Source organism: Maribacter sp. HTCC2170, from assembly GCF_000153165.2.
In the GTDB taxonomy this organism is placed as follows: Bacteria; Bacteroidota; Bacteroidia; order Flavobacteriales; family Flavobacteriaceae; genus Maribacter_A.
Genome location: NC_014472.1, coordinates 1,438,573 through 1,454,137 on the forward strand (window position 1 = coordinate 1,438,573; position 15,565 = coordinate 1,454,137).

15 protein-coding genes are annotated in these 15,565 nt (G+C 37.4%); 13 read left to right on the forward strand and 2 right to left on the reverse strand.

The window, feature by feature from the left end; translation table 11 throughout:
- The first annotated feature begins 2 nt into the window (after window positions 1-2).
- Genes FB2170_RS06405 through FB2170_RS06420 form a run of 5 tightly spaced genes read left to right on the forward strand, consistent with a single transcriptional unit; the run spans window position 3 to window position 2,996 of the window.
- Window positions 3-536, forward strand: a complete 534-nt coding sequence (locus FB2170_RS06405) for a GNAT family N-acetyltransferase (RefSeq protein ID WP_013305717.1) — start codon at window positions 3-5, stop codon at window positions 534-536.
- Window positions 533-1,435 carry an oxygen-dependent coproporphyrinogen oxidase gene (gene hemF, locus FB2170_RS06410; RefSeq protein WP_013305718.1) on the forward strand — a complete coding sequence of 301 codons (903 nt, stop codon included), beginning with the start codon at window positions 533-535 and terminating at the stop codon, window positions 1,433-1,435. Before FB2170_RS06405 ends, hemF begins: the two co-directional genes overlap by 4 nt.
- Window positions 1,436-1,446: 11 nt before the next feature.
- Window positions 1,447-1,599 (forward strand): hypothetical protein, encoded by a 153-nt coding sequence (locus FB2170_RS17420; protein ID WP_013305719.1) that lies wholly within the window; start codon window positions 1,447-1,449, stop codon window positions 1,597-1,599.
- Complete coding sequence (locus FB2170_RS06415; protein WP_013305720.1) at window positions 1,583-2,194, forward strand: hypothetical protein; 612 nt, start codon at window positions 1,583-1,585, stop codon at window positions 2,192-2,194. Before FB2170_RS17420 ends, FB2170_RS06415 begins: the two co-directional genes overlap by 17 nt.
- A gap of 13 nt (window positions 2,195-2,207) precedes the next feature.
- Complete coding sequence (locus FB2170_RS06420; RefSeq protein ID WP_013305721.1) at window positions 2,208-2,996, forward strand: PhzF family phenazine biosynthesis protein; 789 nt, start codon at window positions 2,208-2,210, stop codon at window positions 2,994-2,996.
- Here FB2170_RS06420 and FB2170_RS06425 read toward each other — a convergent pair.
- A complete protein-coding gene (locus FB2170_RS06425; RefSeq protein ID WP_013305722.1) occupies window positions 2,993-5,629 on the reverse strand; it encodes a DEAD/DEAH box helicase family protein in 2,637 nt (878 codons plus the stop codon). The genes FB2170_RS06420 and FB2170_RS06425 overlap by 4 nt on opposite strands.
- A 136-nt stretch (window positions 5,630-5,765) precedes the next feature.
- Between FB2170_RS06425 and hemB the strand changes: the two genes are divergently transcribed.
- The 8 genes from hemB (at window position 5,766) to FB2170_RS06465 (ending at window position 14,542) form a co-directional block, all read left to right on the forward strand.
- The gene (gene hemB, locus FB2170_RS06430) at window positions 5,766-6,755 is read left to right on the forward strand and encodes a porphobilinogen synthase (protein WP_013305723.1); all 990 of its coding nucleotides are present in this window, start codon (window positions 5,766-5,768) and stop codon (window positions 6,753-6,755) included.
- A gap of 6 nt (window positions 6,756-6,761) precedes the next feature.
- Window positions 6,762-8,090: a serine hydrolase domain-containing protein gene (locus FB2170_RS06435; RefSeq protein WP_013305724.1), complete on the forward strand. Its 1,329-nt coding sequence runs from the start codon at window positions 6,762-6,764 to the stop codon at window positions 8,088-8,090.
- 39 nt (window positions 8,091-8,129) lie between these two features.
- Window positions 8,130-9,251: a CNNM domain-containing protein gene (locus tag FB2170_RS06440; protein WP_013305725.1), complete on the forward strand. Its 1,122-nt coding sequence runs from the start codon at window positions 8,130-8,132 to the stop codon at window positions 9,249-9,251.
- On the forward strand, window positions 9,251-9,724 hold the full coding sequence (locus FB2170_RS06445; protein ID WP_013305726.1) for a methylated-DNA--[protein]-cysteine S-methyltransferase: 474 nt from the start codon (window positions 9,251-9,253) through the stop codon (window positions 9,722-9,724). The genes FB2170_RS06440 and FB2170_RS06445 overlap by 1 nt, the downstream gene beginning before the upstream one ends.
- A gap of 262 nt (window positions 9,725-9,986) precedes the next feature.
- Window positions 9,987-11,780, forward strand: a complete 1,794-nt coding sequence (locus FB2170_RS06450; protein WP_041632698.1) for a DUF4153 domain-containing protein — start codon at window positions 9,987-9,989, stop codon at window positions 11,778-11,780.
- A gap of 1 nt (window position 11,781) precedes the next feature.
- Window positions 11,782-12,495, forward strand: a complete 714-nt coding sequence (locus tag FB2170_RS06455) for a 3'-5' exonuclease (RefSeq protein ID WP_013305727.1) — start codon at window positions 11,782-11,784, stop codon at window positions 12,493-12,495.
- A 21-nt stretch (window positions 12,496-12,516) separates the two neighbouring features.
- Window positions 12,517-12,909: a hypothetical protein gene (locus FB2170_RS06460; protein ID WP_013305728.1), complete on the forward strand. Its 393-nt coding sequence runs from the start codon at window positions 12,517-12,519 to the stop codon at window positions 12,907-12,909.
- A 22-nt stretch (window positions 12,910-12,931) separates the two neighbouring features.
- Window positions 12,932-14,542: a sulfatase gene (locus tag FB2170_RS06465; protein ID WP_148232073.1), complete on the forward strand. Its 1,611-nt coding sequence runs from the start codon at window positions 12,932-12,934 to the stop codon at window positions 14,540-14,542.
- 11 nt (window positions 14,543-14,553) lie between these two features.
- Here FB2170_RS06465 and FB2170_RS06470 read toward each other — a convergent pair whose 3' ends face one another.
- A complete protein-coding gene (locus tag FB2170_RS06470) occupies window positions 14,554-15,528 on the reverse strand; it encodes an endonuclease/exonuclease/phosphatase family protein (protein ID WP_013305730.1) in 975 nt (324 codons plus the stop codon).
- Window positions 15,529-15,565 lie beyond the last annotated feature (37 nt).

Here is a 15,565-nt window from a genome sequence, read left to right on the forward strand (position 1 = left end):
TAATGATTTTAGAGCTTGAAAACTACAGCATAGAAGCCATAGCGGAGAAAGATGCATGGCGGCTTTGTGATTTTGTAGTTTCAAACGAAGACCGTTTAAAACGTTATTTTCCAAAGACTTTAGAACAAAATCTTAATCCAACTCTAGCCGCAAATTTCGTAGCTAAAAAAGCCCGACAATTTATAGCTAAGGAAGAACTATTATACGCCCTTAAACATAAAGAAAACAGAACAATCATAGGTCTGGTCTATATCAAGGAATTGGATTGGAAAAAGAAACAGGCCGAACTCGCCTATTGCATAGGTTACCAATATGAAGGTAAAGGTTGGATGTCTCGAGCCGTCGAAAAACTATCTCAATATGCCTTTGAGAATCTGCGACTAAACAAACTTCAAATTATAGTGCACAATACAAATATTGGAAGCATAAAGGTTGCGCAGAACAATGGTTATATTTGGCAACGTACTTTGAAAAAAGAACATACTCCTCCAGGGGAAGATGCCTTGGATATGGAACTTTACGAACTATACGGATGAAAGATAAATTTTACAATTACATACTTAAACTTCAAGACAGCATAACTTCAAAATTGGAAGAAGTTGATGGGCAGACGTCTTTTATAGAAGACCTTTGGAAAAGACCGGAAGGCGGCGGCGGGAGAACACGTGTAATTGAAAATGGTGCCGTCTTTGAAAAGGGTGGTGTGAATATTTCGGCGGTACACGGAGCTTTACCTGAAAGCATGCAAGCCTATTTTGGGGTTAAAGATGCTGATTTTTTTGCCTGCGGATTGAGCTTGGTCCTCCATCCCAAAAACCCAATGGTACCAACAGTACATGCCAATTGGCGTTATTTTGAAATGTATGACAAAAAAGGGAATATTGTTGATCAATGGTTTGGAGGCGGACAGGATTTAACTCCGTATTACTTATTTGACGAGGACGCTAAACATTTTCATGCTGTTTGTAAAAGAGCCTGTGACCAACATAATCCCGAGTTCTACCCTACCTATAAAAAGAAATGTGATAATTATTTCTGGAATGCACACAGAAATGAGGCCCGAGGTGTAGGCGGGCTATTTTTCGATTACTGTAAGGCAACCAAAGATATATCTATGCAAGATTGGTATAAATTTGTAACTGAAGTGGGAGATAGTTTTTTGTGTGCCTACGTTCCTATTATTGAGAAAAGAAAAGAACTTACGTATTCAAAAGAACAGCGCAATTGGCAAGAAATAAGACGTGGTCGTTATGTTGAATTTAATCTGGTTCATGATAAAGGTACCTTATTTGGTTTACGAACTAACGGTAGAATTGAAAGCATACTAATGAGTTTACCTCCTCATGTACAATGGCAATACGACCATCATCCTATAAAAGGAAGTGAAGAAGAAAAATTGATTAGTGTTTTACAAAGGCCTAAAAATTGGGTATAAGTATTCATATTATGGCTAAAAAGGGTAAAGAGAAAAATACGGTCAATAAAGCAAAGCATACAAAACTCTTAAACCAGAAAAAGAACAAACTAAAAAAAGAAAAAGAGACTCGTAAAGAAAGATTAAAGGCTATTGTTAAAATGCATCATGAAAAAAATGAGTAGACATTTCCTATTCTTATTGGCCTTTTTAAGCTTCTTTTCTTCCTGTAATTCAAAAAAGAAGACTAAAAGCGATTTAGAAATTGAATTTACCAAAGACACCTTAGATGTGGGATATACCTATTGGTGGCCAGAATCAGGTGCGTTCATTGGTCAATGTGGTGATGAATTATCCTTGGTGTTCAGTGGCACAATTACTGATATTCTTGAACCGACTGATGAAGCTGGCCCTTTATATACTTCCCAAAAAGGATATGTTCTTATTGACCGTGTATTCAAAGCAAAGGACCTTGGACAGCAGAGTTATAAGAGCCAACAATTTTTCGTAAGTGATTGTTTTAATGGATTAAATCTAAAAGTAGATGACCACCTTTTGGTCTTTTGTTATGATTATGAAAATGCCTTGAGTATTCCGGGGAATAAGTCTATTTTGAGAATAGAATCCTTGGATGACCCGCTGATTGATTCCATCAAAAAATATATAGATGCCGACCAGAATCCCAAAAACATCGAAAAAGATGTAAAGTTATGGGAGAAACACGGATTGAATGAGGATTTAATGCGCATCCTTGACTGTTCGCAAACCGTAGATCCTTGATTAATTACTAATTATGAAATTAAAAATATATCAAATAGATGCATTTACAGACAAGGTCTTTTCTGGTAATCCCGCTGCGGTTTGTGTGTTGAATGCTTGGTTAGACACCGAATTAATGCAAAAAATAGCAGCAGAAAACAATTTGGCTGAAACCGCTTTTATCGTAAAAAATAAGAACCGTTATGAAATACGCTGGTTTACTCCTGAAATCGAGGTTGATTTATGTGGACACGCTACTCTTGCTTCGGCCTATGTCTTATTCAATCGCTTTATTCCCAAAACCACTCATATAGATTTTTATTCAGAGAGAAGCGGTGCATTGGCAGTACAAAAAGAAGATGATGGTTCTTTTACGATGGACTTCCCTACTGATGAACTGATAGAAGTGAAATCGGTTTCAAAAATAAATGAAGCATTAAACATTTCACCTAGAATCACTTTTAAAGGAAAGACTGATTATTTGGTTATCTGTAAAAATCAAGCGGAAGTAGAGCGAATAGTTCCAAACTATTTTATTTTGGATCAAGTTGATGCAAGAGGAGTTATTGTTACAGCTCAAGGCAGAGAGGTGGATTTTGTTTCTCGGTTTTTTGCTCCACTATGTGGCATACCGGAAGATCCCGTTACTGGATCAGCACATACATCCTTAACACCTTATTGGTCAAAGGTTTTGGGAAAAGACAAACTTTTCGCCAAACAACTGTCGAAAAGAGGTGGAGATCTTGTTTGTGAAAATAGAGGTAATCGGGTAAGCATTTCTGGAAAAGCGGTAGCTTACCTAGAAGGTGAAATTGAGGTTTAACCCCAAATAACCGATTTCTTGGTTCTCTTTTCTTCTGAATTGCCCATGTGGAACATCCGAGCCTTCAGCAGCAACTTTCTGCCTTCTAAATGACGGGTATAAATAATTCGTGCATTGCCAACATTTGTTTTCCAATGCTTCAAAAAGATTAAGGCATTTTCCTTTTTATCACCAAACAATTCCGGGATAACAAAAAAGCGCTCTACACCTATCAGTTTCCGCATCCATTCTTTTCTTACTATCAAATACCTGGGATTTTCAATTGGAGCGATAACCTCATCCAACGCGTTTACAAATAAAGTGCTCTCATAAGTGGTCATACCTTTAGGAACGCACGAAACGGTACCATTAGGGCCAAGGTCAACTTCAATGTTAATATCGGATATCGTACTTTTTAAATAACCAAGTTCCTTGTGCGTCTTGATTATTGCCCAACCAATTTTAAAAATGTCTTTATGCAAACGGCCATGAACAATATATAATCTAATTGCCTTATAGGTTTTTGCCCCATAACCTAACACCAATGCTGACAAGAGAATGTAAACAAATTTTAACCAACCCCCTTGTAGTAATATGTTCAAATTCTTTAAAACAATTTCAGGAATAAAGAAGCTTAAACCTAGAATCAACTCCATAACAACATTCAAAACAACATCATTATAATAGAGTCTCTTTTGCTTGGAATAGTCTGTATCCCCCGAATAAAAATGTTTTAACTCCTTCACTAAACTACGCCCTGTGGTTATCGCTTTTTCCCACTTTTCTCGAATTATTGAACGATTCATGGCAAGAGACGAACTATAATTATTTATTCGTTCAACCTCGGTCTCAGTTTTTGGCAAACCAAGATTCAGCCTTTCAATGCCATTTTCAATTACCAAAGTTTCGGTATTGGATATTCCCATGAAAGCGGCGAACCTCTTACTAAGAATTTCATAATCGCTCCCCCCGTTCTCATCTGAAGGGTCCAAACATGCCAAATGCCAAATTGTCGCCGTTTTATCGGGAACTTGTTCAAAAGTCCTAATAGCTCTTCCTCGCATTTGATTCGAGGTCACGAAGGAGCCTACAGATGAAGCCAAAATCAATGTATTTATTGCCGGAGCATCCCAACCTTCTCCAAGAAGTGCTTTTGTGCCAATAAGAATTGTAATCTCCCCTTTTTGAAACCATTCGGTTACCATTTCGACCAGGCTTTTGGCATTACTGTTATTCCCTTTTAGAACTACAAAGGATGAATCGATTTTTAAAGGTGTGGTACTAAGGTTGTTTTGTCCTGAATTTTTTAAAGCAAAGTCATAGACCTGGGAGCTAACAATCACCACACTTCCTGTGAGAACGGCAATTTTGGATTTATTGGTCATTGAGGTTCTCAACTTTTGAAAAATGGGAATCACACCTAACTTTTCAATTTCATTGATTCTATCATCACCCAATTCTAAATATTCCTTTCGGATATAATCAGACAATACAACCGTCCTTAAATCCGCTCCCAGCTCGTGTTCTGCGGCTTTCGCTATTTCAACAATGCTTTTAAGTTTACTTGGACTATTGGAGAGTGTCTTATAAAATCGGTCATTACCAATTAAATCGACCCGATGTGTCTTTAGCACCCCTATTTTTTTGAGTTTTCTTTCGAAGGCAGTAACAATACCTTCTTCCGCCGACAATTGATCCCGGTCAGCGAAGAACATAAAATTGAGCAGCACACTGGCCCAGTCATGGGTAAATGATGGGTAAGTAACTTTTTCCTTAGCATTAAAACCCAATATCTTCAGTTTTTCTTTGGGAATTTCAACACCAACGTTGTTTAGAAAAATTAGTTGTGCCGAAAAAACAGCAGGATACCTGTAGATTTCCTCTAAACTGTTTTCAGTATCCGAATAAAATCTATGATTAATTACAAGATCAATGAACCCTTGGTCAAACTTTAGCCCTTCAATAAGTCGGGCAACCTTTAACCTGAAATCCACTATATAATCAATGGTCAACTGATCAGGTAATGAGAAATGAACAAAATCCTGATGCGGACATAGGTCACCTTCCTTAATTAAGTTAGGAATCGCAATTTGGTCATCTACCTCGCCACATAAATCAAAATATCGTTTTATCTCGGCTCTACTGCTATCAAAAGGTGGTGTTGCCGTAAGAGCAACTATAGTAAGGCCTTGATCCTCTTTAAGTGCAAATAAGCACTTCCACCATTCATTCTTTAAATGATGTGCTTCATCTAAAACAATGGTCTTTATTCCTTTACTTTTAAAATGTTCCAAAAAATCCTGAACATCATTCTGCTTTTTAAAAAAAGCATGTAACCCTTGATAGGTACTAAAAGTAATATCCCTTGGTTCATTTATATCAAAAGAGGTATTAACAAATGGTCTCCCCGTGGTAAAATATTGCTGTAGTCTGTCTTCCCACTGATTTCTAATAGTCAATGTTGGTGATAGAACAAGGGTTTTTTTTCCTATTTGTCTTAATATCTCAATTCCCAAAAGGGTCTTTCCTGAACCCGGTGGTGCGATTACATGAAGGTGATTGTCAAGAACATGTTCAGCAAAGTGCCGTAAGAACTGTTCTTGATACTTCCGCCAGGGAAACTTGAATTTTAAGGATTTGAAACTCTCTAACAAACCGGGGTTGTTTATTCAGATTAAAAATATGTATAGAACGTTAGAGGAACTAATTATATTGGCGGATAGTACTTTCTAAGCCACATTTTCTTTACTTTGTAGTGATTAACGCGTCAATATTAAAGACAAACCGGTTATGTATCCAATCATAAGAAATAGAAGGCTTCGCGCCAATGAATCAATACGCAGGTTAGTCCGGGAAACAACCATTGGCCCTGATGACTTTCTTGTACCTCTTTTTGTGGTTGAAGGAAAAGGAATCAAAGAAGAAATAGCTTCCATGCCCAATTATTATAGGTTAAGCCTTGATAATCTTGATAAAGAAGTCAAAGAGTTGTGGAAAATGGGACTTTGCTCAGTTTTGCTGTTTGTAAAAGTACCAGACAACCTCAAAGACAATAAGGGAACAGAGGCTTTAAATGCCGATGGTCTAATGCAACGTGCAATAAAAACAGTTAAGAATGCCTGCCCAGAAATGTTGGTCATGACTGATGTAGCCTTAGATCCTTTTTCATCTTACGGACATGACGGAATTGTAGCAGACGGACAAATATTGAACGATGAAACCACTGAGGTCTTGGCAGAAATGAGCGTATCCCATGCTGAGGCGGGAGCTGATTTTGTGGCCCCAAGTGATATGATGGATGGAAGGATTCTGACCATAAGAGAGGCTTTGGAAGAAGAAGGTTATATCAATACTGGGATTATGAGTTATAGTGCAAAATATGCGAGCTCATTCTATGGGCCTTTTCGTGATGCACTGGATTCGGCACCTGTAGATATTAAAAACGTGCCTAAAGACAAGAAGACCTATCAAATGGATTTTGCCAACAGATTTGAAGCGATTCGTGAAACCCAAATGGATATTGATGAAGGTGCTGACATTGTCATGGTAAAACCGGGAATCGCCTATCTGGATATTATTCGTGAAATAAGAAATGAGGTTGATGTGCCTATTGCAGTATACCAAGTATCTGGTGAATATGCCATGTTAAAAGCTGCGGCTGAAAAAGGTTGGTTAGATCATGATGCAGTTATGATTGAACAACTCCTGGCAATCAAAAGAGCTGGTGCGAATATCATCGCCAGTTACTTTGCCAAAGATGTTATTCGTGTTTTGGAGTAAAATATTATGAGATTCTTACTTATTATACTATTTGGTTTATTCTATTTGAGTGCCTATTCCCAGGAAGATACGGCAATTCCTCTTAATATTGAAGTTGATGATGGTCTATCATTTTCAACTTTATCTAATATGGGTATGGACTCTACATTTGTTTATAACAAAGTAGATTCAATAATAACGAATGGTATAAAAAAGAAAGCATTTCCGGGAGCGCAAATTCTAGTAGCAAAAAACGGTAGTATCGTATTTCATAAAAGTTATGGTCATCATACCTATGACAGTATTCAATCTGTCTCGAATGATGATATTTACGACTTGGCATCTGTCACAAAAATAAGTGGTCCTTTACCTGCATTGATGAAATTGGTACAAGAAGGCAAACTTGATTTGGACGAACCTTTTAGTACCTATTGGCATGACTGGAAAAGCAAAAAAGACAAAAAGGATCTTACCCTTAGGGAAATATTGGCCCACCAAGCTGGCCTAACTCCATATATTGTATTTCTAAGCAAGACCATTAAGAAAAACGGAAAACTGAAAAGCCGTTTTTTAAGAACTACATCCAATTCAAGGTTTAATAATCAAGTTTATGACCACTTATATGTGAAGAGCAATTTTAATCGAAAAATGTATCGGATAATAAAGAGGTCAAAAGTCGATGACGAAAAAAAATACAAGTATTCGGGCCTTACGTTTCTTATCTTTCCTGAACTCATTGAGAGATTGACAGGAAAGAGTTATGAGGATTATCTAACAGAGAACTTTTATGAACCTCTGGGTGCAAATACGCTAGGATTTAACCCAAAAACTAAAAACTTTCCAAACCAAATAGTTCCGACTGAAATAGATACTTTATATAGGCATGATTTGACCCAAGGCTGGGTACATGACGAAAATGCTTCATTACTGGGCGGTGTTTCCGGTAATGCCGGACTGTTTGGCACTGCTACTGATTTAGCGAAATTGATGCAGATGTATCAGAATTATGGTTCATTCAACGGTAAGCAAATCCTAACTGAAGCAACCTTAAAAGAATTTACCAAGGTGCAATATCCAAAGAATAAAAACAGAAGGGGATTAGGGTTTGATAAACCTATGATTGGAAATGACACATTGGTACTAAAAGAGGCCTACCCTGCGCCTGAGGTTAGTTCTTATAGCTTTGGACATAGCGGTTTTACAGGTACTTTCGTTTGGGCTGACCCTAAAAACCAATTGGTATATATATTTCTATCTAATCGAGTAAATCCATCAAGAACGCATAGAAATTTATATAATTTAAACATTAGACCTGCAGTTCAACAAGTGTTTTATCAAGCTGTTTTGTCCAATTAACACTTAATATCATTATTTTAGTCTTTACAAACCGAGTTCATGGGATTACTTTTATTTTACGCATTTATATCAATTTTTTTCTCTTTTCTATGCTCCATTTTGGAGGCTGTTTTATTGAGCATAAACCCAACGTTTATCAACTTAAAGTTGAAGGAAGGAAAGCCCTATGCTGAGACCTTGGAGGCTCTAAAAAAAGATGTTGACAAGCCTTTAATCGCCATTCTTACGTTAAATACTATAGCACATACCGTCGGAGCCATTTTGGTTGGTGTACAGGCAAAAGCAGCGTATGGCAGTATGTACGGCAGCGCTCAAAGAACCATTCTCGGAATAGAGTTTACCGAAGATTTAATGGTTGGTGTGGTTTCAACCATTATGACCATTCTCATTTTAGTGGCTTCCGAGATAATTCCCAAGACCATTGGTGCTACCTATTGGAAGAAGTTGGCAAATTTTACGGCCAAAACATTAAAGGTCATGGTCATGATCTTGAAGTATACAGGATTACTTTGGATATTGCAGTTATTCACCAAGTTGGTTGGTGGCAAAGGGCATCACGGTAGCGTACTGAGTCGGGAAGATTTTACAGCAATGGCAGATATCGCCCATGAAGAAGGAGTATTTCAAGAATCTGAATCACTTATCATAAAAAATCTATTGAAATTCGATGAAATCTTGGCAAAAGATGTGATGACCCCAAGAACGGTAATGAAGATTGCTCCTGAGAGTATGACCATCAAAGAGTTTTTTGATGATAATCCAAAACTTCGATTTTCTAGAATTCCAATTTATAAGGATAAGATGGATAATATCACTGGTTTTGTCTTAAAAGACACGGTCATGGAAGAAATGATCTACGAAAATGGTGACAACCCTTTGTCATCTATCAAAAGGGAGGTCTTTGTGGTTGACCGCAACAAACCCATCCCAGATTTGTTCGAAACATTTATCTCTGAAAGAAAGCACATAGCGCTTGTTGTTGATGAATATGGTTCAGTAAGTGGATTGGTGTCAATGGAAGATGTCATAGAAACACTCTTGGGCCTCGAAATAGTAGATGAGAGCGACAATGTGGAAGATTTGCAACACCTTGCACGTGAAAATTGGAAAACTCGCGCTAAACGCTTAGGTATTATTGATGAAGATGCAACAATAGACTAGTGGATACTGCATTCATACATACACCACTGGGAATTACCAAAGTAGAAGGTGATGAAAATGGTTTGACTTCCATTACAGTTCTCAACAGTGAAACACCTATCAGTACCGTAATCCCTGAGTCCCTTGAAGATTCTGTTTATCAACTTCAAGAATATTTTAAAGGAGATAGAGAGGCATTCAGTTTAACACTTAATCCCAATGGTACGGAATTCCAAAAAAAGGTTTGGAAAGCACTTGAGCAAATCCCTTTCGGAAAAACGGTTTCTTATCTAGAATTGTCTAAAACACTGGGTGACGTAAAAGCAATTAGAGCGGTTGCAGCAGCCAATGGTAAAAACCCATTATGGATTGTTGTTCCCTGCCATCGTGTTATTGGTAGCGACGGTTCTTTAACCGGTTATGCAGGTGGTCTTCATCGTAAAAAATGGTTGTTAGACCATGAGTCACCTGTAAAACAACAATCTCTCTTTTAGAATTTACCGACCAGCTAGTTTGTTATTCCCTTCTTTTTAGAATAAATATTCACTTTTGTGCATTTCATCGATCTTCTCTGGTCCCAAATTGGGATTTTGGCCGTTACGAAGGCCTGAAATGATACATTTCACAAACCACTCGGTCGGTTTTACCAGTTTTCGAGAAATCATGAAAATATCCACATTTTTCGACTAAAATTGAACCGAAACACCTCAAAAACAAGTTAGAATTTGTTTGTATATTTAAGTGATATTGCTCAATATGAATCTACCCTCAATCAATGAAATCACCCAAAAGGCACTCAATGCCTTTAATAGATTTCCTATTACAATTTCTTGGGCAATTGTAGGGAGTCTCATTTGTATTGCCATTGTCAATGTAGATGGAAACCTTTTCTCTGATGAGTATTCAAGTCTTTTACAAACCTTTGTATTAGGAATAAGTTGGTTTATTGGAGTTCGCTTTTTTATTGAGCAGTCAAAAAATCCAGAGAAATGGGAATGGCTGAAACTGTTGACACTGATTCTTTTGGTGTTGTTTTATTTGCATTTGCCAGAGTTCAAAACCTACGATATAGACCCAAAATACAATATCCGTTTCTTTTTGTACTTCCTAGCTGGTCATTTATTCGCCTTCGTGGCTCCGTTTATCCTTAATTGGGACAAAAAAGCATATTGGAATTATCTAAAATCAATGTGCATTGCTATTGGTCGAAGTGCCTTATTTTCAGGTGTTCTATATTTAGGACTGGTCTTGGCATTGGCGGCAATACAGGCCTTGTTCGATGTAGATATTAAACCAAAACGCTACGGGCAGCTATTTATATTTTGCCTGGGCATCGTCAACACCTGGACATACCTTTCTGATTTCCCCAAAAATGTATTGGTACAGACAACTATTAACTACAATAAGGCGCTGGAAGTTTTTGTGAAATACATTTTGATACCGCTTGTGATATTATATCTGATAATTCTTTATGCCTACACCATCAAAATAGTATTGGAATGGAGCTTACCAAAGGGCTGGGTTTCTTATTTGGTTATTGCACTTTCATTATTGGGATTCATCATCCAGGTCATGATCAATCCCATCCAAAAAACAATAAAGTCATGGATTATAAATAAGTTTCGTCCTTGGTTCTACATATTATTACTTCCGTTAGTAGTATTGTTATTCGTTGCAATCTTTAGACGTATTGGAGACTATGGTATTACTGAAAACAGATACTTTGTACTGCTCATCGCGTTTTGGATTTTAGGAATGGCTCTTTTCTTATTGTTCAGCAAGAGAAAGCAATTAAAAGTACTGCCCATAGCTCTCTGTGCTATCGCCCTGTTGTCTTCTTTTGGATTCTGGGGAGCCTTTAGTATCTCAAAAAATAGCCAATTAGCACAGTTTCAAAATATCTTTCAGGAGGTCAAAACAAATAAGAATATGGCCTCAAATGAACAGTATGAACGCCTAAGGTCTATAATTGACTTTCTAGCAGACCGAAAATCAGTGCAAATGCTGGATGAAATTGTTGGTTTATCAACCCACGAAATCTGTCGTGATACTAGTGAAAATTCTAGACGAACTTATGATTATGGTGCTGCAAATATGCTTCTGGATAGTCTCAAGATTGAGGTAGAGCCAGACAGTACTATTAACATCATAAATGGTGAATATTACCATTATTCTTCTTGGAATATTGAAACAAATACAGATATATCAGGGTATGACTATTTTACTACACTTTCTTTAAATGACCGCGAGGAATATGAAAAAGAAATCGGCAAATACAAAGTATATTATAGTCAAAAAAGAAAAACGCTTTCATTTTTTACAATAAGAGACAGCAAATTGATCCTTGACGTGCCCATAAGACCAAAGTTAATGCATTTAACAAAGCACGGTCAAAATCTCAATGGCGCTCCAAAAAAAGAATTGGAATTAGACACTGGAAATGACAGCATTATGTTTAAGCTTATGTTTTCTGACTTGGATTATTATATAACTAACGACACAATAGAGTTGAATCAAGCGAGATCTTTTATATTTCTAAAACATAAGTGACATGTTGCACAAACTTCATTTAGAGAATATTCTATTCCTGGATATTGAAACGGTTCCAGAAGTAGAGAATTACGTTGATTTGGATGATTCAAAAAAAGAATTGTGGGACCATAAATCCCAATACCAACGAAAAGACGAATTCACTGCTGAAGAATTTTATGAAAGGGCAGGTATATGGGCAGAATTCGGAAAGATTATTTGTATTTCTGTTGGGTATTTCAACATGAAAGGTGATATAAGAGAGTTTAGGGTTACGAGCTTTCACGGGGAGGAATCAAAATTACTCAGAGAATTCAAAACCCTCTTGAACAGTCATTTTAGGTATCCCAAGAATTTGCTTTGTGCACATAATGGCAAGGAATTCGATTTTCCATACATAGCAAGACGTATGATCATTCATGGAATTGATTTACCCCATAAATTAGATCTTTTTGGTAAAAAACCTTGGGAAGTACCGCATTTGGACACCATGGAGCTATGGAAATTCGGAGACTACAAACACTTTACTTCACTAAAATTAATGGCAAATATTTTGGGCATTCCCTCTCCAAAAGAAGACATAGACGGTAGCATGGTGAGAGATGTATATTATATTGATAAGGACATCGATAGAATAATAAAATATTGTGAACTGGACGTTGTTACGACCGCCCAAGTCTTCTTGAGGCTTCGCAATGAGCAACTTCTTGTCGACTCTGAAATCAAGAAAGTTTAAAATCGATTTAACCTCTTTATAATGGAATTTTTTAGAACAATTGACATTAAAACCACCGAAAATAAAATTCAAGAAACATTTATTTTGGAAAGACTAGAGGAATTCACTGATGAATTTGTTTTACTCGAGCAAATCAATGAAATATCGGCCTCAATTGGTGGTATCTGGGGGGAGTTTACTTTGGAGAAAAGCACAATTAATGGTGGTGTGCGCTATGCATTGAAGGAATGTCCAAATGCCTTAGTATGGACCATTACCACAGGATATCCCCCAGCACCCGATAGCATTATAATCCATTTAACCATGAACAGGCATGAAAAACCCAATGATTTTATAGAAGAAACTGAAGAGTTTCTTGATAATCACAGGAAATGCATTCACAATTGTCTAGTAAAAAACAACCCATCTAATTAAAGACAAAACTATTAGCTAACCAATGAAAAATAACTACAGAAATCTACCATTAATAGGGTCAATATTTTTTATACTTCTCTTAATGTCGTGCAAAGAACAAAAAGAGACTATTGAAACTGTTAGGCCCAATGTACTTTTTATTCTTGCAGACGATTATGGCAATCATGATTTAAGTAGTACAGGAAGTAATTTTTATGAAACTCCTAACATAGACCGTATTGGTAATGAAGGGATGACCTTTACAAATGGCTATGCCACTTGTCAAGTATGTAGCCCCTCAAGAGCAAGTATCATGTCCGGTAAATTCCCGGCGCGCCACGGAATTACAGACTGGATTGGTGCCCGCACAGGAACTGAATGGCGAAAAGTAGGAAGACATAACAAGCTCCTCCCACCGAAGTACGTTCATAACTTATCACACGACATTACTACTTTACCGGAAGCGTTAAAGGCAAACGGTTATAAAACCTTTTTTGCAGGAAAATGGCATCTTGGTGGCGAGGGGTCTTGGCCAGAAGATCACGGTTTTGACATTAATAAAGGCGGTTGGCACGCTGGGAGCCCTATCGGAGGTTACTTTTCACCCTATGAAAATCCTAATCTAATAAATAAAGAAGACGGTCAAAATCTTTCCATGCGTTTGGCTCAAGAGACAGTTCAATTTTTAGAGGAAAATAATCCCAAAACCACAGGTCAGCCTGTTTTTGCCTTTCTCTCTTTTTATGCCGTTCATGGGCCAATACAGACCACAAAAGAAAAATGGACCAAATACAGGAAAAAGGCCATGGATCTAGGCTTGGCGGATAAAGGGTTTGAAATGGGTCATTTTCTTCCTATTCGGAAAGTACAGGACAATCCCGTTTATGCAGGGCTTGTTGAAGCTATGGACGATGCCGTTGGGACGGTATTGAATAAATTAAAGGCAATGGGGCTAGATGATAACACTATTGTAGTGTTTACCTCTGACAACGGAGGAGTTGCTGCAGGAGATGCCTTTGCCACCTCCAATTTACCGCTTCGGGCAGGAAAAGGATATCAGTTTGAAGGTGGAATTCGAGAACCCTATTTTATAAAAGTGCCAGGTCTGACCAAAAGTGGTCAGCAATCAGATATTCCAGTTACCGGAACGGATTTCTATCCCACACTACTTGAATTGACCGGAATGGATTTGAAACCTGAGGAACATCAGGACGGTGTGAGCTTAGTGCCACTACTTAAGAACAAATCAATTGAAGAAAGATCACTGATATGGCATTATCCCCATTATGGTAATCAAGGAGGAGAGCCCTCATCGATAATCAGAAAAGGAGAATGGAAGCTTATTCATTATTATGAAGACGGTAGGGAAGAACTATACAATCTTGAAAACGATTTGTCTGAAACTATGGATATTGCTAATGAGAAGCCTAAATTGGTTCAGCAATTAAGTAAAGACTTATTTAACTATCTAAACGAAGTCGGAGCAAGATTCCCAGAAAGGGATCCAGAACACGACATATCTAAAGAGCAAGCTTACCTAAAAAATGTGGTTGAAAAAAAATGGCCGCAATTGGAAGAGCAACGCATGGAATTTTTATCCGAAGACTTTGACCCCAAAAATAATTGGTGGGGAAGTCAATTAACCAAAGATTAAATAATTTTAGGTTAACCGTTATATTTCAATTGAATATAGACTGGGAAGTGATCGCTATAGCCACCTATATATTTACGACCAGCATAGGTGCGAAACGGGGTTCCCTTAAATTTACCTTTCCATTCCGTCAATAGGTTATCATCAAAGATGTTGGCATGAGCGAAACTGTGCGTGCCTTTTTCATAATTAAAGAAATTATGGGAGACCATAATTTGGTCAAATAGACTCCAACTTCTTCTGTAATTGGCGCTTCCTCTTTCCGGGGATCCCAATTTTTCCATTGGGTTATAGAGATTGGAATCCTCAAGCAACAACTGAATACTTTTAGAATCAGGGTTATCATTAAAATCACCCATGATAATATAATTTGGATTTTCAAATTGTTCCTCAATTTGCGCCATTTTAAATTTAATGGTCTTTGCTGCCTCTACCCTCTTATAACCTGTTTCCTCCTCACCATCACGACGCGAAGGCCAGTGGTTAACAAAAACATGCACTACTTCACCATTCAACTTTCCGTGTACATATAAAATATCACGGGTTGTGTCCCGTGCTCCATCAGGATTATAGACCATTAATGTAATAGGTTCTGAAAACAGAACTTCAAAATAGTCTCTATGGTATAGTAGACCAGTGTCGATTCCACGCTCATCGGGAGAATCATAGTGTACATAATCATAGGCTGTCTTTCGTAAAGGTTCGGCATTTATCAAATCCTGTACGACCATTTCATTTTCTACCTCAGCAATCCCAACCAAAGCCGGTGGTCTATTCGCAGATTCGAGCCCAATTTCCGATATGGTCTTGGCCAACTTATATACTTTTTTCTTATACCGCTTTGGTGTCCATTTTTTAAATCCTTCTGGCGTGAAATCATCATCCATGGTTTCTGGATCATCTATTGTATCAAAAAGATTTTCAAGGTTATAGAATGCAATCGTATGAAGATTATGTTTCTTTTTTTTCTTGAAAAGTGAAAATACCATGCATTTTATTTAAAGGGACACAAATTTACAAAAATAG